Origin of the sequence: Dactylosporangium sp. CA-233914, assembly GCF_050942935.1 — a bacterium.
In the GTDB taxonomy this organism is placed as follows: Bacteria; Actinomycetota; Actinomycetes; order Mycobacteriales; family Micromonosporaceae; genus Dactylosporangium.
Map to the genome: position 1 here is coordinate 7,141,697 of NZ_CP192030.1, position 22,488 is coordinate 7,164,184.

Annotated in this window: 20 protein-coding genes; 6 read left to right on the forward strand and 14 right to left on the reverse strand. The window is 70.6% G+C overall.

Features of this window, described 5'->3' with window-relative positions:
* Window positions 1–36 precede the first annotated feature (36 nt).
* The 12 genes from ACQPY0_RS32030 to ACQPY0_RS32085 all read right to left on the reverse strand — a co-directional run bounded on the left by ACQPY0_RS32030 (window position 37) and on the right by ACQPY0_RS32085 (window position 15,586).
* On the reverse strand, window positions 37–849 hold the full coding sequence (locus ACQPY0_RS32030; protein ID WP_432968762.1) for a carbohydrate ABC transporter permease: 813 nt from the start codon (window positions 847–849) through the stop codon (window positions 37–39).
* Window positions 846–1,721 (reverse strand): carbohydrate ABC transporter permease, encoded by an 876-nt coding sequence (locus ACQPY0_RS32035; protein ID WP_432968765.1) that lies wholly within the window; start codon window positions 1,719–1,721, stop codon window positions 846–848. Before ACQPY0_RS32035 ends, ACQPY0_RS32030 begins: the two co-directional genes overlap by 4 nt.
* Window positions 1,718–3,010 carry an extracellular solute-binding protein gene (locus ACQPY0_RS32040; RefSeq protein WP_432968768.1) on the reverse strand — a complete coding sequence of 431 codons (1,293 nt, stop codon included), beginning with the start codon at window positions 3,008–3,010 and terminating at the stop codon, window positions 1,718–1,720. Before ACQPY0_RS32040 ends, ACQPY0_RS32035 begins: the two co-directional genes overlap by 4 nt.
* 268 nt (window positions 3,011–3,278) lie before the next feature.
* On the reverse strand, window positions 3,279–4,517 hold the full coding sequence (locus ACQPY0_RS32045; RefSeq protein WP_432968771.1) for a glycosyltransferase 87 family protein: 1,239 nt from the start codon (window positions 4,515–4,517) through the stop codon (window positions 3,279–3,281).
* A 56-nt stretch (window positions 4,518–4,573) separates the two neighbouring features.
* Window positions 4,574–7,018, reverse strand: coding sequence for a glycoside hydrolase family 3 N-terminal domain-containing protein (locus ACQPY0_RS32050; RefSeq protein WP_432968774.1), 2,445 nt, complete (start codon window positions 7,016–7,018; stop codon window positions 4,574–4,576).
* A gap of 60 nt (window positions 7,019–7,078) precedes the next feature.
* Window positions 7,079–7,945 (reverse strand): carbohydrate ABC transporter permease, encoded by an 867-nt coding sequence (locus ACQPY0_RS32055; RefSeq protein WP_432968777.1) that lies wholly within the window; start codon window positions 7,943–7,945, stop codon window positions 7,079–7,081.
* Window positions 7,942–8,844: a carbohydrate ABC transporter permease gene (locus ACQPY0_RS32060; RefSeq protein ID WP_432968780.1), complete on the reverse strand. Its 903-nt coding sequence runs from the start codon at window positions 8,842–8,844 to the stop codon at window positions 7,942–7,944. Before ACQPY0_RS32060 ends, ACQPY0_RS32055 begins: the two co-directional genes overlap by 4 nt.
* Before the next feature lie 67 nt (window positions 8,845–8,911).
* The gene (locus ACQPY0_RS32065; RefSeq protein ID WP_432968783.1) at window positions 8,912–10,288 is read right to left on the reverse strand and encodes an ABC transporter substrate-binding protein; all 1,377 of its coding nucleotides are present in this window, start codon (window positions 10,286–10,288) and stop codon (window positions 8,912–8,914) included.
* The gene (locus ACQPY0_RS32070) at window positions 10,288–11,271 is read right to left on the reverse strand and encodes a nucleoside hydrolase (protein WP_432968786.1); all 984 of its coding nucleotides are present in this window, start codon (window positions 11,269–11,271) and stop codon (window positions 10,288–10,290) included. The genes ACQPY0_RS32065 and ACQPY0_RS32070 overlap by 1 nt, the downstream gene beginning before the upstream one ends.
* Before the next feature lie 302 nt (window positions 11,272–11,573).
* Window positions 11,574–12,593: a LacI family DNA-binding transcriptional regulator gene (locus ACQPY0_RS32075; protein ID WP_432968789.1), complete on the reverse strand. Its 1,020-nt coding sequence runs from the start codon at window positions 12,591–12,593 to the stop codon at window positions 11,574–11,576.
* A 108-nt stretch (window positions 12,594–12,701) separates the two neighbouring features.
* On the reverse strand, window positions 12,702–15,350 hold the full coding sequence (locus ACQPY0_RS32080; RefSeq protein ID WP_432968792.1) for a hypothetical protein: 2,649 nt from the start codon (window positions 15,348–15,350) through the stop codon (window positions 12,702–12,704).
* A gap of 23 nt (window positions 15,351–15,373) precedes the next feature.
* Entirely contained in the window at window positions 15,374–15,586 is a 213-nt protein-coding gene (locus ACQPY0_RS32085; protein WP_432968795.1) for a hypothetical protein, read from the reverse strand.
* Between the two features lie 119 nt (window positions 15,587–15,705).
* Between ACQPY0_RS32085 and ACQPY0_RS32090 the strand changes: the two genes are divergently transcribed.
* Complete coding sequence (locus tag ACQPY0_RS32090) at window positions 15,706–16,251, forward strand: HEAT repeat domain-containing protein (protein WP_432968798.1); 546 nt, start codon at window positions 15,706–15,708, stop codon at window positions 16,249–16,251.
* On the opposite strand, the gene ACQPY0_RS32095 is transcribed toward ACQPY0_RS32090, so the two are convergent.
* Window positions 16,219–17,136: a hypothetical protein gene (locus ACQPY0_RS32095; RefSeq protein WP_432968801.1), complete on the reverse strand. Its 918-nt coding sequence runs from the start codon at window positions 17,134–17,136 to the stop codon at window positions 16,219–16,221. The two genes, ACQPY0_RS32090 and ACQPY0_RS32095, sit on opposite strands and share 33 nt — an antisense overlap.
* Before the next feature lie 101 nt (window positions 17,137–17,237).
* On the opposite strand from ACQPY0_RS32095, the gene ACQPY0_RS32100 reads away from it, so the two are divergent.
* The 5 genes from ACQPY0_RS32100 to ACQPY0_RS32120 are packed head-to-tail and all read left to right on the forward strand — an operon-like array spanning window position 17,238 to window position 22,050.
* Window positions 17,238–18,071 carry a S1C family serine protease gene (locus ACQPY0_RS32100; RefSeq protein WP_432968804.1) on the forward strand — a complete coding sequence of 278 codons (834 nt, stop codon included), beginning with the start codon at window positions 17,238–17,240 and terminating at the stop codon, window positions 18,069–18,071.
* A 32-nt stretch (window positions 18,072–18,103) separates the two neighbouring features.
* Window positions 18,104–19,090 carry an AAA family ATPase gene (locus ACQPY0_RS32105; protein WP_432968807.1) on the forward strand — a complete coding sequence of 329 codons (987 nt, stop codon included), beginning with the start codon at window positions 18,104–18,106 and terminating at the stop codon, window positions 19,088–19,090.
* Window positions 19,091–19,094: 4 nt separating this feature from the next.
* Window positions 19,095–20,030, forward strand: a complete 936-nt coding sequence (locus ACQPY0_RS32110; protein WP_432968809.1) for a DUF58 domain-containing protein — start codon at window positions 19,095–19,097, stop codon at window positions 20,028–20,030.
* On the forward strand, window positions 20,027–20,971 hold the full coding sequence (locus tag ACQPY0_RS32115) for a vWA domain-containing protein (RefSeq protein ID WP_432968812.1): 945 nt from the start codon (window positions 20,027–20,029) through the stop codon (window positions 20,969–20,971). Before ACQPY0_RS32110 ends, ACQPY0_RS32115 begins: the two co-directional genes overlap by 4 nt.
* Complete coding sequence (locus ACQPY0_RS32120) at window positions 20,971–22,050, forward strand: VWA domain-containing protein (RefSeq protein ID WP_432968815.1); 1,080 nt, start codon at window positions 20,971–20,973, stop codon at window positions 22,048–22,050. Before ACQPY0_RS32115 ends, ACQPY0_RS32120 begins: the two co-directional genes overlap by 1 nt.
* Here ACQPY0_RS32120 and ACQPY0_RS32125 read toward each other — a convergent pair.
* Window positions 22,040–22,345 (reverse strand): hypothetical protein, encoded by a 306-nt coding sequence (locus ACQPY0_RS32125; RefSeq protein WP_432968818.1) that lies wholly within the window; start codon window positions 22,343–22,345, stop codon window positions 22,040–22,042. The two genes, ACQPY0_RS32120 and ACQPY0_RS32125, sit on opposite strands and share 11 nt — an antisense overlap.
* Window positions 22,346–22,488 lie beyond the last annotated feature (143 nt).

Here is a 22,488-nt window from a genome sequence, read left to right on the forward strand (position 1 = left end):
CGGGCTCCATCACTGTCGAGCGCTTCACTGGTTGCCTCACTTGACCGCGCCGGCCGCCACGCCCCGGGTGAGGGTGCGCTGGAAGACGAGGAAGAACAGCACCGCGGGCAGGATGCCCAGCAGCGCGGACGCGCTCGTCGCCGTGGCGTCCAGGTCGTGCTCGCCCTGCAGCAGGGCGAGCGCGAGCGGCACGGTCTGGTTGCTGTTGGAGACCAGGAAGATGAGCGGGATGAACAGCTCGTTCCAGGTCCAGATGAAGAAGAACGTGAACAGCACCGCGAGCGTCGGGCGGCTGACCGGGGCGACGACGCGCGCCAGGGTGCGCAGCCGGCCGGCGCCGTCGATCGCGGCCGCGTCCAGCAGCTCCGGCGGGAACTGCGCCAGGACGGCGGAGAGCAGGAACGTGCCGAACGCGCTCTGGATCGCGGTGAAGATGATGATCACCGCGAGCTGGGAGTCGTAGAGGTCGACCCGGGTGGCGATGTGGTACAGCGGGTAGATCAGGCTCTCCTGCGGCACCAGGTTGGCGACGAGGAACGCGGCCAGGAACCAGCGCCGGCCGCGGACCCGGCCGATGCCCAGCGCGTAGGCGTTGAGCAGCGAGAAGCCGACGCCGAGCACGGCGACCGAGGCGCTGATGACGGCACTGTTGGCAAGCGTCCGGCCGAAGTCGGCCCGGATCCAGAAGGCCTTGAGGCTGGCGAAGGAGATGTCGGCGGGCAGGGCCAGGGGGCCGTTGGCGGCGTAGTCCTGCGGGGTCTTCACCGCGTTGGCGAGGATCAGGGCGAACGGGGCGAGCACCAGCAGTACGACTGCCAGCAGTGCCCCCAGGACGAACCATCTCCTCATCGCGACTGCACCCGGATGAACAGGAACGTCAGCGCCACGATCAGCACCGCGAGCACCGTGGAGATGGCCGAGGCGTAGCCGACGTTGGCGTTCTGGAAGTAGTTCTGCCAGGCGAAGTACGACGGGACCATGGTCGAGCCGCCGGGGCCGCCGCCGGTGAGCACGAAGATCTGGGCGAAGACCTTCAGCGCGGCGATGGTCGTGGTGATGAGCACGACGCCGATCTCCGGGCGGATCTGGAACAGGGCGATGCGGGTGAAGCGCTGCCACCACCCGGCGCCGTCGAGCGACGCGGCCTCGTAGAGCTCGGGGTCGACGCGCTGCAGGCCGGCCATGAACATCACGATCGGGTAGCCGATCTGCACCCAGACCATGACGGCCATGACGGTGTACAGCGCGTAGCGCTCGTCGCCGAGCCAGTTGCGCGCCAGCGAGCCGAGCCCGATCCGGTCGAGGATCGAGTTCAGCACGCCGTAGTTCGGGTGCAGGATCCAGCCCCACACGATGCCGGTGACCGCCAGCGGCAGCACCTGCGGCAGGTAGAACCCGGAGCGCAGCGCCCGGGCGGTGCGATCGCCCAGGCGCGGCGCCACGTAGTCGAAGAGCAGGGCGGCCAGGAACAGCCCGAGCAGGGTCGGGACCACCGCCATCGCGACGATCATCAGCGCGATGTTCTGGAACGACTTCCAGAACCGCTCGTCGTGCACCAGCCGGTCGTAGTTGGCCAGGCCGGTCCAGCGCGGGGTGCCCACGCCGGACCATTGCGTGAAGCTCGTGCCGAGCGTCATGAGCAGCGGTACCGCCACGACGAGCGTGCACAGCAGCAGCCCGGGGACCAGGAACGGCCAGTAGCCCTTGCGGTGGCTCATCATCCGCCGACGTTCGCCCGGTTGTCGTTGTACGGCTTGGCGATCTCGTCGAGCACGGCGTCGGGCCTGGCCGAGCCGTTGATGAGCTTCTGCACGCCGGCGACGAGCACGTCGTAGTAGCCGGGCGCCGGCCAGTCCGGGTAGAAGGCGATCCCGTCCTGTTTGGTGATGGTGTCGAAGTTGGCGATCAGCTCCTTGCTCTTGGCGTCGGTGATCTTCGAGGTGTCGGCGGCGACGGGGATGCCGCCGGAGTTGCCGAGCAGGTTCTGGATCTCCGGCTTCATGGTGATGTCGATGAAGTCGTACGCGAGCTGCTTGTTCTTCGCCTTGGCCGGCACGACCCAGAGGTTGCCGCTGGAGCCGGGGTGCAGCTTGGTGCCGGGGAACAGGAACGTCCCCCAGCCGAACGTGGCCTCCTTGACCATCCGGCCGTACCACCAGCTGCCGGAGATCATGATCGGGTACTTCTGCTGCTCCCAGGCCTGCCCCATGTCCTCGGCCTTGACCCCGGCCGAGTTCTTGTCGATGTAGCCCTTCGCCACCCAGTCGGCGAAGGTGTTCGCCGCGTAGGTCAGCTGCGGGCCGTGGAAGTCGACCTTGCTCTTGTACAGCTGGAAGTCCTCGACCCACGCGCGGTCGGCCTTGGACAGGGCGAGCAGGTAGAAGATCTGCTGGGCGGGGTACTCGGCGCCGCCGACGCCCAGCGGCGTGACGCCGTTGCTCCGAAACGTCGCCATGGCGGTCTCGAGCTGCTCGATCGTCGTCGGGACGGCCACGTTGTACTTGGCGAAGAGGTCCTTGTTGTAGTACGCCATCACGTACTCGGCGTAGTTGGGCACGCCGTACCACTTGCCGCTGCCCATGACGCCGCGGGTGTCGTACTTCGCGGTGGTGGCCAGGCCCGGGGTCAGCGCCTTGCTCCAGCCGCGCTTGTCGGCCTCGGCCGAGATGTCGGTGAGCAGGCCCTGCTTGGACAGCAGCCCGGCGCTGGCGTTGCCCTTGTTGTACTCCATGACGTCCGGCGCGTCGTTGGAGTTGAGGATCATGCTGGCGCTCTGGCGGATCTGCTCGAAGCTCTTCTCCTCGAACACCACCTTGGCGCCGGGGTGGGAGGCCTCGAACTGCTTGATCGCCTCGCTCCAGGCGATGCCCATGGCGCTGGAGGCGCCCTCGTAGTGCCAGAGCTTGAGGGTCTTGCCGTCGCCCTGCTGCTGCCCGCCGCCACCACAGGCGGCGGTGAGGGCAAGCACGGCCGCCGCGACGACCGCGGCGCTGCGGGTACGCGAGAACACGTCTGCTCCTAGTTGGGGTGTTGGCAGCGGTTCGTCAGCGTTCGACGGGTTCCGATGGGGATGATGCGAATTCCTGTCGAAGCGCTTCGACAGGCAAGCTACGAACTCCCGGATTTTTTGTCAATGGTTGACCGATCGCCCCCACGTGGGCGGGGGTGCGGCCGGGAAACTTCCAGCTATGCCGTGCGCCGCCGGGCCACCGCGTCGCGGACCCCGGCCAGGCCCGGCACCGGGCGCCCGTGGGCCCGCGCGATCCGGGCGGGAGAGGTCATCGTGACGCCGTCGAGGCGGCAGGCGACGAACCGCTTTCCACTTGCTCTACCCGGGACCAGCGACGCCGCATCGCGCCGCGCCGATGCGACACCGTCGCCCGCCGGAGCGGAAGAGCGGACCACACCAGGAAAGCCACGGCGAGAGCGAAGTAGAGGTTGGTGACGATCTGCTGGGGCAGCGTGTGGTGCAACTCCCGCAGGCCGGCCTTCGGCATGAAGCTCATCGCGCCCGCCCACAGGATCGCGGTGGTGGCGCCGAGCACCGCCCAGCGCCACCAGCCACCCCGCTCGCGCGCCCACACCAGCAGCACACCGAGGGCGGGGATCATCCACACCCAGTGGTGGCTCCACGAGATCGGCGAGGCGAGCAGCGACCCGGTCGCGACGAGGCACACCGCGGTGAACGGGTCACCGTCGTGGTGGTACCGGCGGGCCACGACCAGCGCCGCGACGGCCGCGATCGCGCTCAGGGACAGCGTCAGCGCAGACGGCGGGTGCGGATCGCGCAGCAGCCGAGCCGCCGCACCGAGGATGGACTGGTTGGTCACGTACGTGATGCCACCCACGCGGTCGGGATCGAAGATCAGCGCCGTCCAGTAGTCGTACGAACCTCGCGGCAGCACCGCGAACCCGACCGCCACGGTGGCGAGGAAGCTCAGGAAGGCATTGCCGGCCGCGCGGAACTGCCGGGTCACGAGGAAGTAGACGACGAACAGGCCGGACACGAGCTTCACCCCGGTGGCCACGCCGACCAGGGTGCCCCGGAAGCGCCCGCGTACCAGCAGCACGTCGACCAGCACCAGCGCGGTCGTCCACAGGTTGACCTGGCCGTACAGGAGGGTCGCGAACACCGGGTGGGCTGTGGTCGCGACCAGGGCGAGCGGGGCCGACCACCGCAGCGGCGGGGCGGTCGAGCCCAGCCGCCGCAGGACGTGCACCACCGTGAGGTGGACCAGCCCCCACAGCGCCACTGCTGAGACCACCAGCGAGGCGACCCGGGCCACCGGCAGCGGCACCGCGGCGTAGGGGATGAAGAGCACCGCGGAGAAGGGCGGATAGGTGAACGCGAGGCCGCTGCCGGGCAGCGCGAGCGCGTAGAGGTCGCTGCCGTGCAGCAGCGCCGTCCCGCCCATCCGGTAGACCTTCAGGTCGATCATCGAGGAACCGAGCGGGGAGGCGAGGCCCGCGACGACGAGCACCCCGAGCATGGTGCAGACCCAAACGGTCCGGCGCATGCCGAAAGACTAGCCTCCGCCATTCGCAGGGTGCGTCCCGGGCACTGCCCCCGCTTTCAGCCTCGGTAGTCCAGTTGCCCGTCGGCCAGGTACGTGCGTTCCCTGCCGAGCAGGCGGCGCTCGCCGGTGACGTTCACGGTGGCTTGTGATCGCAGGTCGGCGCTGCTGGCGCCGACGGAGACGAGGATCGGGCCGGGATCGATCCCGAACCGGCCGTCGATTCCGGTATACCCGAGTCCGCTGATGGGGACGCGGAATCGCACTCGTTCGCTTGCCCCGGGAGTCAGGCTGATCCGTCGGAATGCGACCAGTTGCAGTCCGGGACGGGTCACGAACGGCGCGGTGTCGCTGATGTAGAGCTGTACGACTTCGTCGCCCGCTCGACTGCCCACGTTGGTCACCGTGACGCTCGCGACGATGTGCCCCTGCGTGCTGACGGTCTGCTGGTCGAGTTCCAGTGCTCCGTAGTCGAAGACCGTGTAGCTCAGCCCGTGCCCGAACGGCAGCAGCGGCGTCGAGTCCAGGTCGAGATAGCCGTGATGCATGTCGGAGTCGGTCCGCCGGTAGCCGGAGCCGGTCTTCTGGGAGTAGTAGATGGGCACCTGACCGCTCGCGCGGGGCAGCGTGAACGGGAGGCGACCTGCCGGATTGTGGTCGCCGAACAGCACATCGGCGGCTGCTTGGCTGGCTTCGGGGCCGGCGTAGTACGACGTGAGCATGGCGGGTGCGAGCTCGGCGAGCTGGGTCAGACCGTAGGGCCGGCCCATGCTGATGACGGCGACCACGGGTTTGCCCGTGGCGGCGACGGCACGCGCGAGCGCGATCTGGTTCGCGGGCAGGTCGAGGTCCGCCGTGTCGTTTCCCTCACCTTCGGTGATGTACTCGCCGGAGGCGGCTGCTCGTCCGCCGAGCGCGAGGATGACGACGTCCGCCTGTTCCGCCGCGACGATCGCATCGTGGGGTTCGCACGGCTCGTCCGGCGTGACGCCGGTGCCGCGCACGGACACCACGCTCGCGGAGGGAAGCCGGCGGCGTACCGCGTCAGTCAGACTGATCGCGCCGTAGGCGTCCCGGAGGTACTCGTCGATTCCCACTTCGTAGATCGGGGCGAGTTCTCGAGCGTGCTGCTCCTTCGCGCCGGTCGGGAACAGCTCGTCGACGGACTCGGTGCCGGCGATGGAGGCGCTCGTGTCGTCGAGGATGTCCTTCAGCATCGACACCATCGCCGGGTAGGTGTAGTTGGGGATACCCGACGCCACGTTGTCCGCGTGAGGCCCGATCACGGCCACGGACGTGACCCGAGCGGGATCGAGGGGGAGCAGCTGACCCTCGTTCTGCAGGAGCGTCACTGAACGACGTGCCAGGTCTCGGGAGAGCCGCTCGCCCTGCCGTGCCACCGACGCGAGCTGGATGGGATCCTCGTTCACGTAGGGCTGTTCGAACAGTCCCAGTTCGAACTTGTCGCTCAACACCCGAAGCACGGAGCGGTCCACGAGGTCTTCCGGCACGCGCCCGCTGCGGACCTGTTCGGCGAGGGCCGAGCCGTAGCCCAGCGGTACGGGCAGCTCGACGTCGATCCCGGCGTGGATCGCCCACACTCCGGCCTCGCCGATGCTGTCGGCGACGCGATGCCGTTCGTGGAGATAGCCGATCGTGTGGTAGTCGGAGATCACGGAGCCGGTGAAGCCCAGCGTGTTTCTCAGCAGCTCGGTCAGAACCTGGTGGGAAGCGCCGACGGGCACACCGTCGATCTCGGAGTAGCTGTTCATCACGCCGCCGAGGCGGGCCATCCGGATCGCCGCTTCGAAGGGTGTCGCGTGCACGTCGTAGAGCTCGCGGGGACCCATTGCCGTCGCGGCCATGTTCTGCCCGGCCTCGGTCATGGAGTAGCCGAGGAAGTGCTTGGCGGTGGCCTTCGCTCCCACTGCGTGGTCCGTGCCCTGAAGGCCGAGCGTGTACGCGACGCTCATCGAGGTGACGAGGTAGACGTCTTCGCCGTAGGTCTCATGGAATCGTCCCCATCGGGCGTCCCGCGCGATGTCCATGACGGGGGCGAGGGCCTGCGTGAAGCCGATGCTGCGCAGCTGACGCCCGATGATGCGGGCCATGTCGCGAACCAGGTCGGGCGAGAAGGTGGCGGCGAGCGCCGACGGCGCCGGAAAGAGCGTGTGCCCGGGAGCCACGACCCCGCTCAACGCCTCGTTGTGGAAGATTGCCGGGATGCCCAGCCGGGTCCGCTCGACGAGGAAGCGCTGGATGCCGTTGACCGTCTTGGCGATCGTGTGCGGCGGCTTGTGCCCGAACAGCCCGAGGTTCGACACGTGTCCCACGCCGAGACCCAGGTGTTGCTCGAGACGGTCGGCGACCAGGCCGTGGCGGTCGATGAAAGCGCCAGGGATGCAGCCGACGAGCTGCTGAACCTTTTCGTCGAGGGTCATGCGGTCGAGGAGCTCGCGAGCCCGGGCCGCCGGGGTACGCTCGCGCGGCGAGGAGTGCTGCATGGTTGGTACTCGATTCGCGTGGACGGGTGGGTCGGTGGACAGCGGGAGCGGAACCGGGGCCTACTTGATCGCGCCCAGCGCGAGGCCACCCCGCCAGAAACGCTGCAGGGACAGGAACGCGATCACCAACGGGACGATGGACACGAGCGAGCCCGTCGTTATCAGGCTCCACAGCTGCCCACCCGCGGACGCTGCCCCGGCGGACTGGGTCTGCCAGCCTTGCAGACCGACCGTCACCGGAAGCAGCTCCGGGCTCGTGAGTACCGCCAGCGGAAGGAAGAAATTGTTCCACGTCCCGACTGCCGAGAGGAGCAGGACTGTGACCACGGCCGGCCGCAGCAACGGCAGCGCGACCCGCAAGAGGATGCGCCACTCGCCGGCTCCGTCGACACGCGCGGATTCGATGATCTCATTAGGGACGGAGTCCTGGACGTAGACGCGCATCAGGAAGACCCCGATCGGACTGAGGCAGGAGGGCAGGATCACCGCCCAGACGGTGTTGATGAGCCCGGCGCTGCTGAGCAGCACGAATGTCGGGATGACCAGGGCGGTCAGCGGGATCGTGATCGAGCCGAGCAGGACGGCGGAGGCGAACCCGCGTCCACGGAAGTCGAATTTCGCGAGCCCGTACCCGGCGAGCACGGCGATTGCTGTGGCTCCTACGCCGCCGGCGAAGGCGTACAGCAGTGAGTTGCCGAGCCAGCGCAGGTAGATTCCGTCGTCGTACGAGACCAGGGCGGACAGGTTGTCGAAGAGGTGGAACCGCGAGTCGAACCACAGGCTTCCGCTCGATCCGGCGAACAGCCCGCTGTTGTCTTTCGTGCTGGCAACGACCAACCAGTAGATCGGCAGGAGGAAGTAGAGGCACATCAGCGTGAGGACGAGGCTCGCCGCGAGCCGGCCGCTGCGGGCTCTGTGACGGTTCATCGCGCATTCCTGCGGCGATTGAGGACAAGGAACAGGGATGAGCAGGCGATCACGATGAATCCCAGGGCGAAGGAGATGGTCGATGCGTAGCCGAGCTGGTTGAACTTGAACGCCAGCGTGTAGGCGTAGAGGTTCGGGGTGTAGTCGGGTGTGATCACACCGCTGGCGACGTTGGAGAGCACTTGCGGCTCGGTGAAGAACTGCAGGGCTCCGATCAGCGCGAAGAGCACGATCAGCGTGAAGATCGAGCGGATCATCGGGATCTTGATCCGTAACGCGATCTGCAGCTGGTTCGCGCCGTCGATGCGCGCCGCCTCGTAGATGGCGGGGTCGACGCCTTGCAGCGCGGCGTAGATGATGATCATGAAGTACCCGGACCACTGCCAGGTGACGATGTTGGTGAGGGCGGCGAAGATGCCGTTGCGCAACAGGTTCGGTGCCGCCGAGCCGAAGATCTCGGCGAGTGGGCCGAACGTCGGGCTGTACAGGAAGCCCCACATGAGCGCTCCGATGGCGACCGGTATCGCGTAGGGCAGGAACATCGCCAGCCGCGCCGCGCGGGCGAACCTGCTGGCCAGCGCGTCGATCAGCAGGGCGCCCACGGTGGCGACGATGATCTGGGCCGGGATGAGCGCGATCGCGTAGAGGGCCACGCGACGGAGCCCGGCGATGAATCGAGGGTCGGTGGACGCCCGGGCGTAGTTGGCGAACCACACGAACTGGTTCGCGCCGGTGATCGAGCTGCTGTGCAGGCTGAGCCAGAACGAGTATGCGATCGGCAACGCGAGAAAGGCGACGAAGACGATTGCGAATGGCGTGATGAAGATCCAGCCCCAGCGCTGCTGACGGCGCTCCCATCCCGCCTTCAGCCGCCTGGGTCGAGCCGACGTTCCGATCACGTTGTTCTCCGGTTCTTGTTGTCCTCGGCGGGGCCGGCGGCCGGGTGTCCGGCCGCCGACCTGGCGGCTACTTCTTGACGGTCATGCCGCGCTGCGTGGCGTAGGCGGAGACGTCCGCCTGCAGCGAGGCGAGCGCCTTGGCGGCACTGCCGCGTTCTTTGCGTGCGTCGACCAACGATTTCTGGACGGCGGGGTAGAGGTAGCCGGCGAAGGGACTGAACACCTGGCCCTTGAAGTCGTTGGCCGCGGGCGCGAAGACGTCCTTGATGATCTGCTGGCCACCGAAGAAGGGCCACTGCTTGTCCTGGAAGGAAGCCGAGTTCAGTTTGGCCTCGCGGGTGGGGAAGTGATCGCCCGCAGCGATCTCGATGTCCATGGCCGCGTCCGTGCCGTAGAGCTCGGATGCGACCGTGGTGGCGAGCTTCTTGTCGGATGCCTGCTTGGTGACGGCCAGGCTGGAGCCGCCCCACTGGATCTGCACCGGGTGCGCGGCGTCCCACTGGGGCAAGGGAGCGACTCGCCACTGCGCGTTCGGGTCGGCGCCGGTGAGGCCCTGGAGGACTTCGGTGCCCCACGCCGCCCCGATGTACGTCGCCTGGAGTCCGGAGGCGAGCATGGTCGAGTTGTCGGTTGTGAATGCATCGACGTCCTTGACCAGCCCCCGGTCCAGCAGGTCGAACCAGTATTTCGTGACCTTCTCCGCGCCCGTGTCGTCGAGGGAGATGCCGATGGTGTTCGGGTCTTTGAGGTCGTAGGTGAATCCCGTGCTGCCGCCCTGTTGCTGCAGCGGCAGGATCAGCGACGGGGTGTTCAGCGAGAAGTTGCCGTAGCTTCCCTTCGCGCCCGAGTTCTTGAAGGTCTGCGCTTGAGCGGCGTACTCGTCCCAGGTGCTGGGTGGGGCGGTGATGCCCGCGGCGTTGAGGAGGTCCTTGCGGTAGTAGAGGCCGATCGGTCCGCTGTCGACGGGTACCGCGTAGACGCTGGCGCCGGACGAGACGCTGTTCCAGGCGCCGGCGGTGAACTTGGACTTGATGTCGGTGACTCCGTACGGCACGAGGTCGACGATGCTTCGGTCGATGGCGAAGCTGTTGAGCTGGTCGTTCTCGATCATGACGACGTCGGGCGCGCCGGTGCCGGCCGTCAACGCGGTGCGCAGCTTGGGGTACTCGTCCGCGCTCTGGCCGACGTTGGTCCAGCACACCTGCACGTCACTGTGGGTCTTGTTGAACTCTTTGACGACATCGCCCATCCCGTTCCACCATCCCCAGACGACGACCTGGGGCGCGCCGGGAGCGCTGAGCGGGATCGAGCACGAGACGTTGGCGTGCCCGCTGTTCGTCGAGCCGCAGCCGGCGAGCGCGAGCGCGGTGACGGCCGCCGCGAGGGCGACCCGCCCTAACCGCGAGATGAGGGCGACGGTCGCCCCGGCATGGTAGGTGTGCATCATCGCTTCCATTCGTCTGATGTGGTGTGAGTCGATCGCAGGGACGGCCCGGGGGTGTCGGCGGCCGCCTGCCAGCTGCTGAACTCGTGCAGCTTGAGATAGAAGTCCTCGAACATGAGGCGGGTGTCCACCCACGTGTAGACGCGCATGGGGCGAGCGCCGGGGACGTCGAGGTAGCCGCCGTCGTCGCCGATCGACGGGGTGGGGCGTCCGACATGCCGGCTCGACGAGGTGTCCGGCTCGAACGGTGACACCAGGGCCGTGAGCAGCACCAGGGGCGAGTCGCCGAGAATATAGGTCCCGGCGGCACCGGGGCCTGCCGCCGCTTCCCGTTCAATCACCTGGGCGACCTCGTCGTAGAGATACCGACCCAGCTCGCCGGCGGTCGCGACGCGCAGTCGCAGCTCCGCGTTCGAGACGAGGCACTGCCGGTACACGTCACGCGGAACCTGCCAGATCGTGAACGCCGCATCGTTGAAGACGACCTGCGCCGCGGTGACATCGATCAGCAGGTTGTACTCGATCGGCATGGCGCCCGGCGGGGGCGAGGCCAGCCCGCGGTGCTCCGGCCCTCCGATCCAGATGACAGTCATGCGATCGGCGATCCTCGGCTCGAGGAGGTAGGCCGACGCGAGGTCGGTGAGGCCGCCGCCGGCGACATAGAACAGCGGCGACTCGTCGTCTCGCAACGCCTCGTCGATGATGGCGGTCGCAGCGGGGGAATCCTGCGGCGTCGTGCGGTCGGCGAGGGAATCGTTGGCGCCACCGAAGATCACCTCGGTGGAGTCGAGGCCCAACCGCGCGAAGACGTCCTCGACGACCAGTACGGCGTTGTCCGCCGTGCGAGGTCCCGCGTCGAAGGGGTCTCCTTCGCGCAGGTGCGAGGCGATCACGGCGCGAATCGCCACGGTCGGCGAGAGCAGGTGGTGGACCAGCTGGTACAGGTCGTCCGGATCGCCGGAGAAGTCGTTGTCGATGATCACGCGGGCTCGCGGACGCCCCCAGGGCGCCATGGCCTGCCAGGGTGAGCTGCCAAGCGTCCATGATCGAGTCGTGTATCGCCCGTCACGCGCACCGCGTTGGGGTACCAGTGTCATCTTGACCTTTCTCGGCCATCCATCGGCTGGCCGGGCAACGCCCGGCCAGCCGCTGCGGATTAGGTTATCGATAACCTACGCGCCGACGGCTCGCCCGGAACATGCCGGTCATCTCGGCGTTATGGATCCGTTACTTTCGACTGGTTACAGTGCGTGACGGCCTCGGCGGTCTCGGCCGGTCGGTCGGTTCAGCCGCCGGCAGTGTGCGCCCGGACGCGTCCGCCGGGACGTCGAGTGGAGGCGCGCACGACGAGGGTTGGCGGAGTGGTGGCCCGGGGTTCCTTGTCGGACCCCTCGATCCAGGTATGGATGGTCTCGAAGGCGCGTCTTCCCACGTCGGCGAAATCGACACGGACCGTGGTGAGCGCCGGCTGCAGGTAGGCCGCGTTGGGCACGTCGTCGATGCCGATGATCGAGAAGTCTTCGGGCGAGGTGCGGCCGCGCGCCCGCATCGCCGCCATGAACCCGACAGCGAGCTCGTCATCGCCGGCGAAGACGGCGGAGAACTCCAGATCACTGCGTTGCCCCAGCAGGAAGCCTGACTCGGCGTCCCATTCCCGGGCATGAGCGACGGGCAGCGGCGTGAATCCGAACTCGGCGAGGCCGTCCTCGTAGCCACGCAGACGTTCGAACGTCTCGTTCCGGCTCTCCGGACCCGCCAGATGGAGGATCCGCTCATGGCCGAGCTCCGCGAGATGGCGAATGGCCAGACGTGCCGCCTGATAGGACGTTCCAGCCTGCGACTCCGCAAGCCCGGGTTCGTCTGCCAAGGCGAGCGCGGGCAGTGAGTCGGGCAGATCCGCGATAAGCGCGGCGGAGCCTCGATACGGCGTCGCCAATACGATTCCGTCGACTTGGATCGTGAGGAAACGCTCGATCGCATGCCGGGCTTCGGCGAGCGCGGCGGGATCGCCCGCGCTCAGCTCCACCTGCGCGATCGTGACCGAGTAACCCGCCGCTCGCGCGGCACGCGAGATCCCGGTCGTGATGGAGGACGTTCCGTAGTTGATCGGCCCCATGGTCAGCACGCCAACGTTGTTCGTCCGGTTGACCCGCAGATTTCGCGCCACATGATTGAACCGGTAGCCGAGCGCCTCGATGGCGGCCTCGATCTTGGCTCTCGTCTTGGCGCTGACATAGCCGGAGCCGGTGAAGTAGCGCGACACCGTCTGAGCGGAGACGTTGGCGAGACGGCCGACGTCAGCCATCCTCGGTCGACCTGTGGACACGGCTCCCTCCCTCAGCGGACCCTATCAAGCCCTGGTGGTCGGACTCTCCCCGCGCGGCCGGACGCGGCCACCCGGCGGCCGTCGCACTCATCGCAGTTCCTCCAGCAGGACCGTCAGGGCCTGCGGCTCCTCCTCGGCCAGGTGGTGCAGGGCGATCTCCCAGCGTGCGAACGTCAGCGACTCGCCGATCAGCCGGCGGCGCATCGGTCCGGGGAGGCGTTCGCCGAGCTTCAGCAGGGCCCTCGCCCGGGCCGAGTCGATCGGGATCAGGCGCGCGACGTCCAGGGCCTGGTCGGTCCGGCCGGCCTCCAGCAGCGCGGCGGCCACGTCGTAGAGGGCGAGACTTCGCTCCTCGGGGAGCTCCAGGCGCTGGGCCGCCTCGAGGTCGCCCGTGAAGGGCTCACGGGGTGGGCGGCCGGACCTCGGAGCGGGGACGGGGGCGGTGATCACGCGGCGGATGAGAGAGTTCGGGTCCGGGTCGAGGAAATTGCCGATCGCGTCCGACTCGGCTCTCGCCCCCGACTCGTGCAGCGCGCCGGCCAGCCGGATCAGGATGCGCTCGTGGTCGTGGCCGGCGGCGCCGCGGTGCAGGGCGCCGAGGATGCGGCCGACCAGGGGCGTCGCGTCCTCGCACCGGCCCGCGTCGAGCAGGGCGAGCGCCAGGGCGGCGACGGGCTCGGCCGGGTGGTCGCCGCCGGCGGGGTCGCGGCCGGTCCGCTCGGCCTCGTGGGCGATGGTCGCGGCGCGCTCGAAGTCGCCGGCGTCGGCCAGGTGGAAGGCGATCGCGGTGCGGGCCTGGGCGGCGTGGCGGGGCGGGAGCATACCGGCGTACGCCTCCGCCTGCTCGACGTGGCCGTGCTGCATCAGCGTGTCGATCAGTGTGAGCCGGACGGACTCCAGGCTGCGGCCGTGGGGTGGGGTCAGGCCGGCGACGGTGACCGCGCGCGCCGGGTCGCCGGCGGCGACCAGGGACCGGACCACGTCGGCCAGGGCGTACTCCAGGTAGAGCCGAGTCTCCTCGTCGAACGCGGTGGCCGCCAGCTCCGTGACGGCCGCGACGGCGTCGTCCAGGTCGGTGGCCGGATGGGAGCCGCCGCCCGGGCGTCGGCGGGCGGGTCGCGGACCGGCGCGCACCGCCTCGGTGGCCTGTTCGACCCATTTCCGGGCCTCGGTCCGCAGCCAGGTGTCGCCGGCCAGCGCCTCGGCGGCCGCGCTCGCCGCCGCCACCAGCTCGGCGGCCGCGGTCAGGTCGCCGCGGCGGACGGCCACGTGGGCGACGCGGCACAGGGCGAAGGGACGGCGGATCGGGCGGAGCTGCGTCACCAGCTCGGCGGCGGCATCGTACTCGCCCCGGCCGGCGATCCTCTCGGCCACCATGACCAGCTGGTGGTGGGTGCCGTGCTCGCCCATCTGGGCCGCGCGGGCCAGGGCCAGCGCGCGGGGGCGGTTGCCGATCAGCTCCCAGACGGCCGGCAGGCCCGGGGGCAGGTGCTCGTTGCGGTGCAGCAGCCGGGTGCGTTCGACGGCCAGGCGGGCCATCGCCCTCAGGTCCGGGCCGGCGGCGGCCAGCAGGAGGGAGAGGGTCGCGTCGACCTCGGTCAGGGCCGCGATGTCGCCGCCGGAGTGCTCCAGCATCCGGTCGTGGCGGGGCCGGTCGGTGGCGCAGGACAGCATGCGCCCGGTGTCGCCCAGGGACCGCAGGCGGTGGAAGTAGCCGTACAGCAGGTAGTCCGGCGTCCCGGGCGGCCACCCGCGGGCCCGGTAGGCGCCGGCCCAGGCGTGCAACCGGCGGTGGAGGTCGGGCAGGCTCGCCTCCAGGTACCGGGTCGCCTGCCGCGCCAGCTCCTCGTGGGCGAGCACGTAACCGGCCGGCCCGGAGCGGGGGCTGAACGTGCGCGCCGCGAGCGCCTCGGCGACCCGCCAGGACTCGGCGCCGGTCAGCTCGGTGAGATCCGCCTCGCGCAGCCCGCCGCCGGACGCGGTGAGCAGGCCCAGGACGGCCCGCTCCAGCGGATCGCCGTGCAGAAGGCGCTTGAGGTCGCGGTGGGCGTCGGCGCGTACGACATCCGCGAACGGCGACGGGGACAGCTCGCGGACGATCGCCGGGTCGCGCAGCGGGTGCTCGTCGGGGACATCCGGCGGGATCGGCGGATTCGGGCGGCCCGCCACCACCACTCGCAGGCCCTGTGGCGGGCGGGCCGGCAGGAGGGCGGCGATGCTGTGGGCGCCCCGGTCCTCGTCCAGGCCGTCGACGACCAGGACCAGGCGTCCACAGTGGGCGCTCGCCCGGGACAGCATCCCGAGCAGGTGCGCGTCGCGGGTCGACTCGGTCAGCAGCGGCGGCAGCGGCTCCCCCAGCAGCTCGGCCAACTGCTCCAGGAGCACCTCGGCGAAGGCGACACGGTCGCTCTGGCCCGCGAACCGGGCGGTGACGAAGAACGACACGACCCGCACGCCCTCCGGCGGGTGCAGCACGAACCAGGACAGCAGCGCGGACTTGCCGGCCCAGGCCTCGCCCCGCCACCAGGCGTAAGCCGCGTCCGCGAAGCAGAACGCGGCCAGGCCGGCGAGCTCCGGTTCGCGTTCGCGCAGGTCGGACGGGGCGATGCGGCGGACCTGCTCGAGGTAGTCGGAGCGCGGGACGGCCGGCGGGTGCACGGTGATCGGGGCGGTGTTGACGCCGCTGATCGCCACGCCGCCCACGGCGGTGGCCGCCCCGGACCCGTGCACCTCCACGCCGCCCATCCTGGCACCAGCGGTCAGGACTCGTGAAGGTGGCGCTCGATCCCGTCGGTCATGGCGCGGAACTCGGCGGCCAGGTCGACGCCGTACCGGTCGGCGAGGACCAGCACCGACCACGGGCAGTCCGCGAGCTCGTCGCCCAGTGCGGCGCGGGCGTCCGGGATCTCGCGGCGGCCGTCGATGGCCATGACCAGCTTGGCCACGTCACCGACGTCGCCGACGAAGCCCACAGGTCGCCGGTCGTCCACGGGCCGCGGCCCGCCGCGGTGTTGTGCCGGTCGTACCGGGCGGCGATCTCGGCCGCCCGCCGCTGCATGTCCCGAAGGTCCATCGTGCCAACCTGATCGGCATGGCGATGTCGGAGGCGGAGGTGTCGGCCGCCCTGGCCGAGGCGCTGCGGGAGTGCGGGGACGACGAGCGGCGGTGGGAGATCGTCACCGGGCTGCAGCTCAATGGGGGTGCGCACGCCCGCGCGGCCGCCGGGCGGCTCATCGGGTCCAGGGACCCGCAGCGGCGACGGCTGGCCGTCGACGTGCTCGGGCAGTTGGGGGCCGCACCCGGGCGGGCCGCCGTTCACGGGCCGTATCGGGAGGAGGCGCTCACCCTGCTGCTGGGCATGGCCGGCTCGGAGCCGGACGCGGGCGTGCTGGCGTCCATCGCGGTCGCGTTCGGGCACATCGGGGACGCGCGATGCGTGGGGCCGCTGGTGGCGCTGCGCGGGCATCCTGATCCCCGGGTGCGGCACAGCGTCGCGTTCGGGCTGATCGGCCGGGACGACCCCGGCGTCGCGGAGACGCTGGAGACGCTCGCCCGCGATCCGGATGCCGAGGTGCGGGACTGGGCGCGGTTCGCGCTCGGGTGGTCAGCGGGTGACGGAGACGGCGCAGACGGGTAGGGCCGGGCCGGGGCGGGTGGTCCAGATCTCGATGCCGGTGCCGGGGACGAGCAGGGCCGCCTCCTCCTCGGCGACCGGATGGCCGGCGGCGGCCAGGGCGGCCCGCACGTCCTGAGAGGTGGCGGGGCGGGGCGGCAGCAGGTTGACGCCGTCGAAGAGGACCGCCGCGGCGCGGGTGACGCAGATGCGTGCGGCGCGGCCGCGGGCGTCGTAGTGGACGGTGAGGCCCTCCTGCGGGAACGTGTCCGAGGCGACGAAGCCGGAGATCCCCACGCCGCCGTTGCGGTTCGTGCGGACCTGGTTGCGCGCGGTGCCCAGGGGCAGAGCGTCCAGGCCGCGGCCGGGGACGACGGTGTAGGACCTGGCCGGCGCGATGGCGCAGGAGCCGCCCGGCGCAACGGCGCAGGAGCCGCCCGGCGCAACGGCGTAGGAGCCGGACGACGCGACGGCGTCCACGCCGCGCGGGAAGCCTGCGACGCGGGAGCCGGCGCGGCGCGGGGAGTACGCGGCGATCGCCTCGACCTCGGTGTCCGGGGCGTAGAGCAGGGCGGCGCCGCCGGCGATCGTCCAGCCGGAATCGTCCGGCTCGACCGGGATACGGGCGGCGCGCAGGGCGGCCACGACGTCGGCGGAGCGGCCGGCGAGCGGGACGCCCAGGTGGTGGACGCCGATGGGGTCGGCGATCTCGATGAGGTACAGGCCCTCCTGCGGCGAGCAGGTCAGCTCCACGCCGCCGGCGAAGACGTCGGTGAGGTCGGGCGAGGCCGGGTCGCGGCGGAACGGGCGGGCCGGGCCGAGGGCGGCGCGCAGCCGGGAGCGGGGAGTGCCGAAGCGCAGCGGACCGATGCCGAGCCCGGGGGCGACCCACCAGTTGCGCTGGTCCATGTGGGGCACTCTAGAAGCACTCTTACCGTTCTCCGAGGTACCGACGCTATCTTTGGCCCATGCGCCCAACCGGGAAGCCCGTGCGGTGGGAAGGTCCCGAGGTGACCATTGTCCCGGAGCCGGGCCCGGCCGAGCCCGATTCCATGCCGTCCTCGCGGACACCGGTGGCGCTCAGCCGGCGCGACCTCGCGATCGGCGTCGGCGTGGTGGTGCTCGCGATCGTCGTCACCGCCGTGCTCGCGTTCCGCGCCGGCGGCTCGGCGGCGGACCCGGCGGCCACGCGTCCTTCGGCCCGGCCCTCGCCGAGCGCGTCCGGGCCGCCGACGACCGCCCAGATCTACCAGGCCGTGGCGCCGTCGGTGGTGACGATCGAGACGGCGCTGCCGGACGGCGGGGCGAGCGGCACCGGGATCGTCGCCAACGCCCAGGGCACCATCATGACCGCGTTCCACGTGGTCAAGGGCGGCACGAGCATCAAGGTCCGTTTCGCCGACGGCACCGAGTCGGCGGCCGAGATCGCCGGGTCCAACCCGGAGCTGGACATCGCGACGCTGACCCCGGCGACGCTGCCCGACGTGCTCGTGCCCGCGGTCATGGGCAACTCGGGGCGCATCGCGGTCGGCAACGACGTGGTCGCGATCGGCAACCAGCTGGGGCTGACCAGCAGCGCGACCGCGGGGGTGATCTCCGGGCTGAACCGGACCGCGGCCAACCCCGACGGCACCCGGCTCAGCGGCCTCATCCAGTTCGACGCGGCGGTCAACCCGGGCAGCTCCGGCGGGCCGCTGGTCAACGCCAGGGGCGAGACGATCGGGATCGTGGTGGCCCTGGCCAACCCGACGTCGGCCGGGACGTTCGTCGGCGTCGGCTTCGCGGTGCCGATCGGCGCGGCGCTGGGCTCCACCGGGCCCGGAGAACCTGGGCCGGAACAGTAAACCGAAGACGCAGCTGCGGGGTAAGGGAGAGTATGGACGCACCGAACGCTACCGCTGTCGAGCAGGTGCTCTACGAGGTCCGCAAGACCATCGTCGGGCAGGACGGGCTCCTCGAACGGCTCATGGTCGCCCTGCTCAGCCGCGGGCACATCCTCGTCGAGGGCGTCCCAGGCCTGGCCAAGACCCTCGCCGTGAAGGCGCTCGCGGCCGCGATCGGCGGGCAGTTCCACCGGGTGCAGTTCACCCCGGACCTGGTGCCGGCCGACATCGTGGGCACGCGGGTGTACCACCAGCCCTCCGGCGAGTTCCAGGTCTCCCTCGGCCCCGTCTTCACCAACCTGCTGCTCGCCGACGAGATCAACCGGGCCCCGGCGAAGGTGCAGAGTGCGCTGCTGGAGGTCATGCAGGAGCGGCAGGTGACCATCGGGCGGGAGACGCACCACATCCCGAGGCCGTTCCTGGTCATGGCCACGCAGAACCCGATCGAGTCCGAGGGCACGTATGCGCTGCCGGAGGCCCAGGTCGACCGGTTCATGATGAAGGTGCTGGTCGGATACCCGAGCCCGACCGAGGAGTTCGTGATCGTCGAGCGGGCGATCCTGCCCGAGCCGGTCACCCAGGCGGTCGTCGACCCCGAGCGGCTCGTCGAGATGCAGCGGCAGGTCGACGAGGTCTACGTGGACCCGTCGCTGATCGAGTACTCCGTCCGGCTCGCCAACGCCACCCGCAACCCGGCGGACGTCGGGCTCGGGGATCTCACGCGGTACATCACCTTCGGCGCCAGCCCCCGCGCCTCGATCAACCTGGTGCTGGCGGCGCGGGCGCTCGCGTTCATCCGCGGCCGCGACTACGTGGTGCCGGAGGACCTCGGCGAGCTGGCCCCGGACGTGCTGCGGCACCGGCTCGTGCTGTCCTACGAGGCCCTGTCCGACGACGTCACCCCGGACATGATCGTGGCCCGGGTGCTCGCCGCGGTCTCGGTGCCCGCCCCGACGCCGGCGCGCGCCGGAACCCGCTGACCTCATGGCCACCGCCGCCGATCGCCTGCTGCGCCGCCTGGAGTGGCAGGTCGTGCGCCGCCTCGAGGGGCAGCTGCAGGGGTCGTACCGCACGGTGTTCCGCGGCACCGGCATCGACTTCGCCGATCTGCGCGAGTACACGCCCGAGGACGACGTCCGGCACATCGACTGGAACGTGACGGCGCGCCTGGACGAGCCGTTCGTGCGCCAGTACACGGAGGATCGCGAGCTCACCGCCTGGCTGGTGCTGGACCTGTCCGCGTCGATGCGATTCGGCGCCCGGTCCGGGCCGGTCAACGCCGAGCCGCACCGGGCCGGACCGGGCGCAGGCGAGGAACGGGGCAAGGACTCCACGCTCACCGAGCTGGCGGTCAGCCTGGCGCGGCTGCTCACCTACGGCGGGAACCGGGTCGGCGCGGTCCTCTACGACAACGCCCGGCAACTGGTGCTGCCCCCGCGCTCGGGGCGCCAGCACGTGCTCCGGCTGGCGCACGAGATCGAGCGAGGCACCAGCCGTACCCCCGAAAAGGGCGCAACCGACCTCGGCGCGATGCTGCGGCTCGCGGCCTCCACCGCGCGGCGGCGCAGCCTGGTCTTCGTCGTCTCCGACTTCATCGGCGAGGACTGGGAGGCGGAGCTGACCCGGCTCACGTTCCGGCACGAGGTGGTCGCGATCCGGGTCGTCGACCCCGTGGAGCTGGACCTGCCCGACCTCGGGCTGGTCGTCGTCGAGGACGCCGAGACCGGCGAGCAGATCCTCGTGGACACCGGCGACCCGCAGTTCCGGCTGCGGCTGCGGGCCGAGGTCGACGCCCGCGAGGCCGCGGTGGCCGAGGCGATGCGCCGCTGCGGCGTGCGCGCGCACGTCGTCAGCACCGCGGAGGACCCGCTGCAGGCGCTCGTCGCGATGGTGCGGGACGCGAAGCGCAGGCGCCGATGACGTTCCAATACCCGATCCTCGTGGCGGTCGCGGTGCTGGCCACCGTCGCGCTGTTCATCCTGTACTTCCGGATGCACCGCCGCGGCCCGGCACTCAGGGCGGGCTCGGGGCTGCGCCGGCACCTGCCCCAGGTGATGTTCCTGTCCGCGGCCGCCCTGCTCCTGCTCGCCGTCGCCCGGCCCGCCGCGACGCTGCCGGTGGCCCGCGCCGCCGGCACGGTCATCCTCGCCTTCGACGTCTCCAACAGCATGAAGGCCCAGGACGTCCAGCCCAGCCGCCTGGATGCCGCCAAGTCCGCGGCGACCGAGTTCGTGCGGGCCCAGCCGGACAGCGTCAACGTCGGCATCGTCGCGTTCGACCAGGGCGCACTCACCACCCAGCAGCCCTCCGAGGACCACGACGCGACCGTCGCGGCGATCAAGCGGCTGCAGGTCAACGGCGGCACCTCGCTCGGCCAGGCGATCCTCGCCTCCTTGACCGTCGTCGCCGGCAAGCCGGTCAGCCTGCCCGACGCCGGCTCCGGCCGGCCCGAGCCCGACCTCGGATACTTCGGCAACGCCACGATCGTCGTGCTCTCCGACGGCGAGGACACCGGCGGCCCCGACGCGCTCGCGGCCGCCGGCCTGGCCGCGAAGGCCGGGGTGCGCATCGAGACGGTCGGCGTCGGCACGGTCGAGGGCGCAACGGTGGAGGTCGACGGGTACCAGGTGGCGACCTCCCTCAACGAGGACCTGCTGACCCAGATCGCCCAGACGACGGCCGGCAACTACCACCGGGCGGAGAACGCGCAGGCGCTGCACGACGTGTACCAGTCGCTGGACCTGCGGCTGAGCACCGAGCGCAAGCCGGTCGAGCTGACCGGCGCGGCGGCGGCGATCGCCGTGCTGCTGCTCACCATCGGGGGCATACTGATGACCACCTGGTTCGGACGGATCCTCTGATGTCGCTGACCTGGCCGTGGGCCCTGAGCATCCTGCTGGCGTTCCCGCTGCTGCTGGCCTACCGGTGGTGGAGCCGCCGCCGGCGACGCAAGGTGGCGGTACGGCTGTCCAGCGTGGCGCTCGTGCGGGCCGCGCTGCCGGGCCGCTCCTCGTGGCGCCGGCGCATCCCCCTCGCCCTGCTCGCGGTCGGCATCCTCTTCGCCGGCACCGCGGCCGCCCGCCCGCAGGCGTCGATCGTCGTCCCCGACGACGCCGCGACGATCCTGCTGGCCATCGACGTCTCCGGCTCGATGTGCTCCACCGACGTCGACCCGAACCGGCTCAGCGCCGCGCAGAAGGCGGCGAAGGAGTTCATCGGCGACCACGAGGGCGGCGCGAAGATCGGCCTGGTCGCCTTCTCCGGCACCGCGGGCCTGCTGGTCCCGCCGACGACCGAGAAGGACAAGCTGCTCAAGGCGGTCGACGGGCTGCGGACCTCCCGGGGTACCGCGATCGGCCTGGCCATCCTCGCCTCGATCGACGCCATCGCCGAGATCAACCCCGACGTGCCCCCGACGGGCGTGGAGGTCCCCGACAACGGCGGCGCCGCGGGCAGGGCCGGCGGCGACTACGAGCCCGACACGATCGTCGTGCTCACCGACGGCCGCAACACCGACGGCGTGGACCCGATCACCGCCGCCGAGCAGGCCGCCGCCCGCCGCCTGCGGGTCTTCACGATCGGCTTCGGCACCGACCAGCCCTCCCCCATGGTGTGCAGCAGCAACCAGATCGCGGGCGACCAGGGGTACTTCCGCGGCGGCCCGGGCGGGGGCGGCTTCGGCTTCGGTGGGCGGGGCCGGTTCCAGGACATGGACGAGCCGACGCTGACGAAGGTCGCGGACATGACCGGGGCGAAGTACTTCAAGGCCGACAACGCCAAGGCGCTCTCCGACGTCCTGCGCGACCTGCCGAGCCAGGTCACCCTGCAGCGCCGGAAGACCGAGATCAGCGTGTGGTTCGCCCTGGCCGGCGCGCTGCTGGTCCTGGGCGCGGTGGCACTCGCCCAGTGGTGGTCACGGCCGCGGCCGGTCAGCCGTTGACCGCCGACCAGCCGACGAACACCAGCAGCAGCGCCGGCACCAGCAGGCCGTAGGCGGCGTTGCGGTCCAGCAGGGGCTTTCCCGGGTCGACGGTGCGCTCGTTGCGGGACTCGGGTTCGTCCGGCAGGGCCGCGACCCGGCCGCGCCGCGCCGCGTTGAGCACCAGCACGAACGCCGCCGCGAACAGCGACAACGGGCCCCACCAGCCGCGGACCATGGTGTCGGCGCTGATGTCGCGGTAGGCGGCGAGGCCGCAGTCGCGGCAGAACGGCCCGTCGAGGCGCGTGAACCGCATAAACACGAGCATGCCCTGATGCCCGTGGAACCGGACGTCCGCCGCGGGCGCCCGGTGACAGATACGGCAGGAAATTTCGGGCATGTCCGGTTGTACTCCATGTGCAGACGAAGGGGCGGCGCACATGCTACGTGATCACGCCG

Coding starts and splice junctions, on each gene's coding strand:
- ACQPY0_RS32065 (WP_432968783.1), bottom strand. CDS start 10,288: ATGCACACCTACCATGCCGGGGCGACCGTCGCCCTCATCTCGCGGTTA.
- ACQPY0_RS32120 (WP_432968815.1), top strand. CDS start 20,971: ATGTCGCTGACCTGGCCGTGGGCCCTGAGCATCCTGCTGGCGTTCCCG.
- ACQPY0_RS32055 (WP_432968777.1), bottom strand. CDS start 7,945: ATGAACCGTCACAGAGCCCGCAGCGGCCGGCTCGCGGCGAGCCTCGTC.
- ACQPY0_RS32125 (WP_432968818.1), bottom strand. CDS start 22,345: ATGCGGTTCACGCGCCTCGACGGGCCGTTCTGCCGCGACTGCGGCCTC.
- ACQPY0_RS32090 (WP_432968798.1), top strand. CDS start 15,706: ATGGCGATGTCGGAGGCGGAGGTGTCGGCCGCCCTGGCCGAGGCGCTG.
- ACQPY0_RS32035 (WP_432968765.1), bottom strand. CDS start 1,721: ATGATGAGCCACCGCAAGGGCTACTGGCCGTTCCTGGTCCCCGGGCTG.
- ACQPY0_RS32045 (WP_432968771.1), bottom strand. CDS start 4,517: ATGCGCCGGACCGTTTGGGTCTGCACCATGCTCGGGGTGCTCGTCGTC.
- ACQPY0_RS32115 (WP_432968812.1), top strand. CDS start 20,027: ATGACGTTCCAATACCCGATCCTCGTGGCGGTCGCGGTGCTGGCCACC.
- ACQPY0_RS32105 (WP_432968807.1), top strand. CDS start 18,104: ATGGACGCACCGAACGCTACCGCTGTCGAGCAGGTGCTCTACGAGGTC.
- ACQPY0_RS32030 (WP_432968762.1), bottom strand. CDS start 849: ATGAGGAGATGGTTCGTCCTGGGGGCACTGCTGGCAGTCGTACTGCTG.
- ACQPY0_RS32050 (WP_432968774.1), bottom strand. CDS start 7,018: ATGCAGCACTCCTCGCCGCGCGAGCGTACCCCGGCGGCCCGGGCTCGC.
- ACQPY0_RS32110 (WP_432968809.1), top strand. CDS start 19,095: ATGGCCACCGCCGCCGATCGCCTGCTGCGCCGCCTGGAGTGGCAGGTC.
- ACQPY0_RS32095 (WP_432968801.1), bottom strand. CDS start 17,136: ATGGACCAGCGCAACTGGTGGGTCGCCCCCGGGCTCGGCATCGGTCCG.
- ACQPY0_RS32075 (WP_432968789.1), bottom strand. CDS start 12,593: ATGGCTGACGTCGGCCGTCTCGCCAACGTCTCCGCTCAGACGGTGTCG.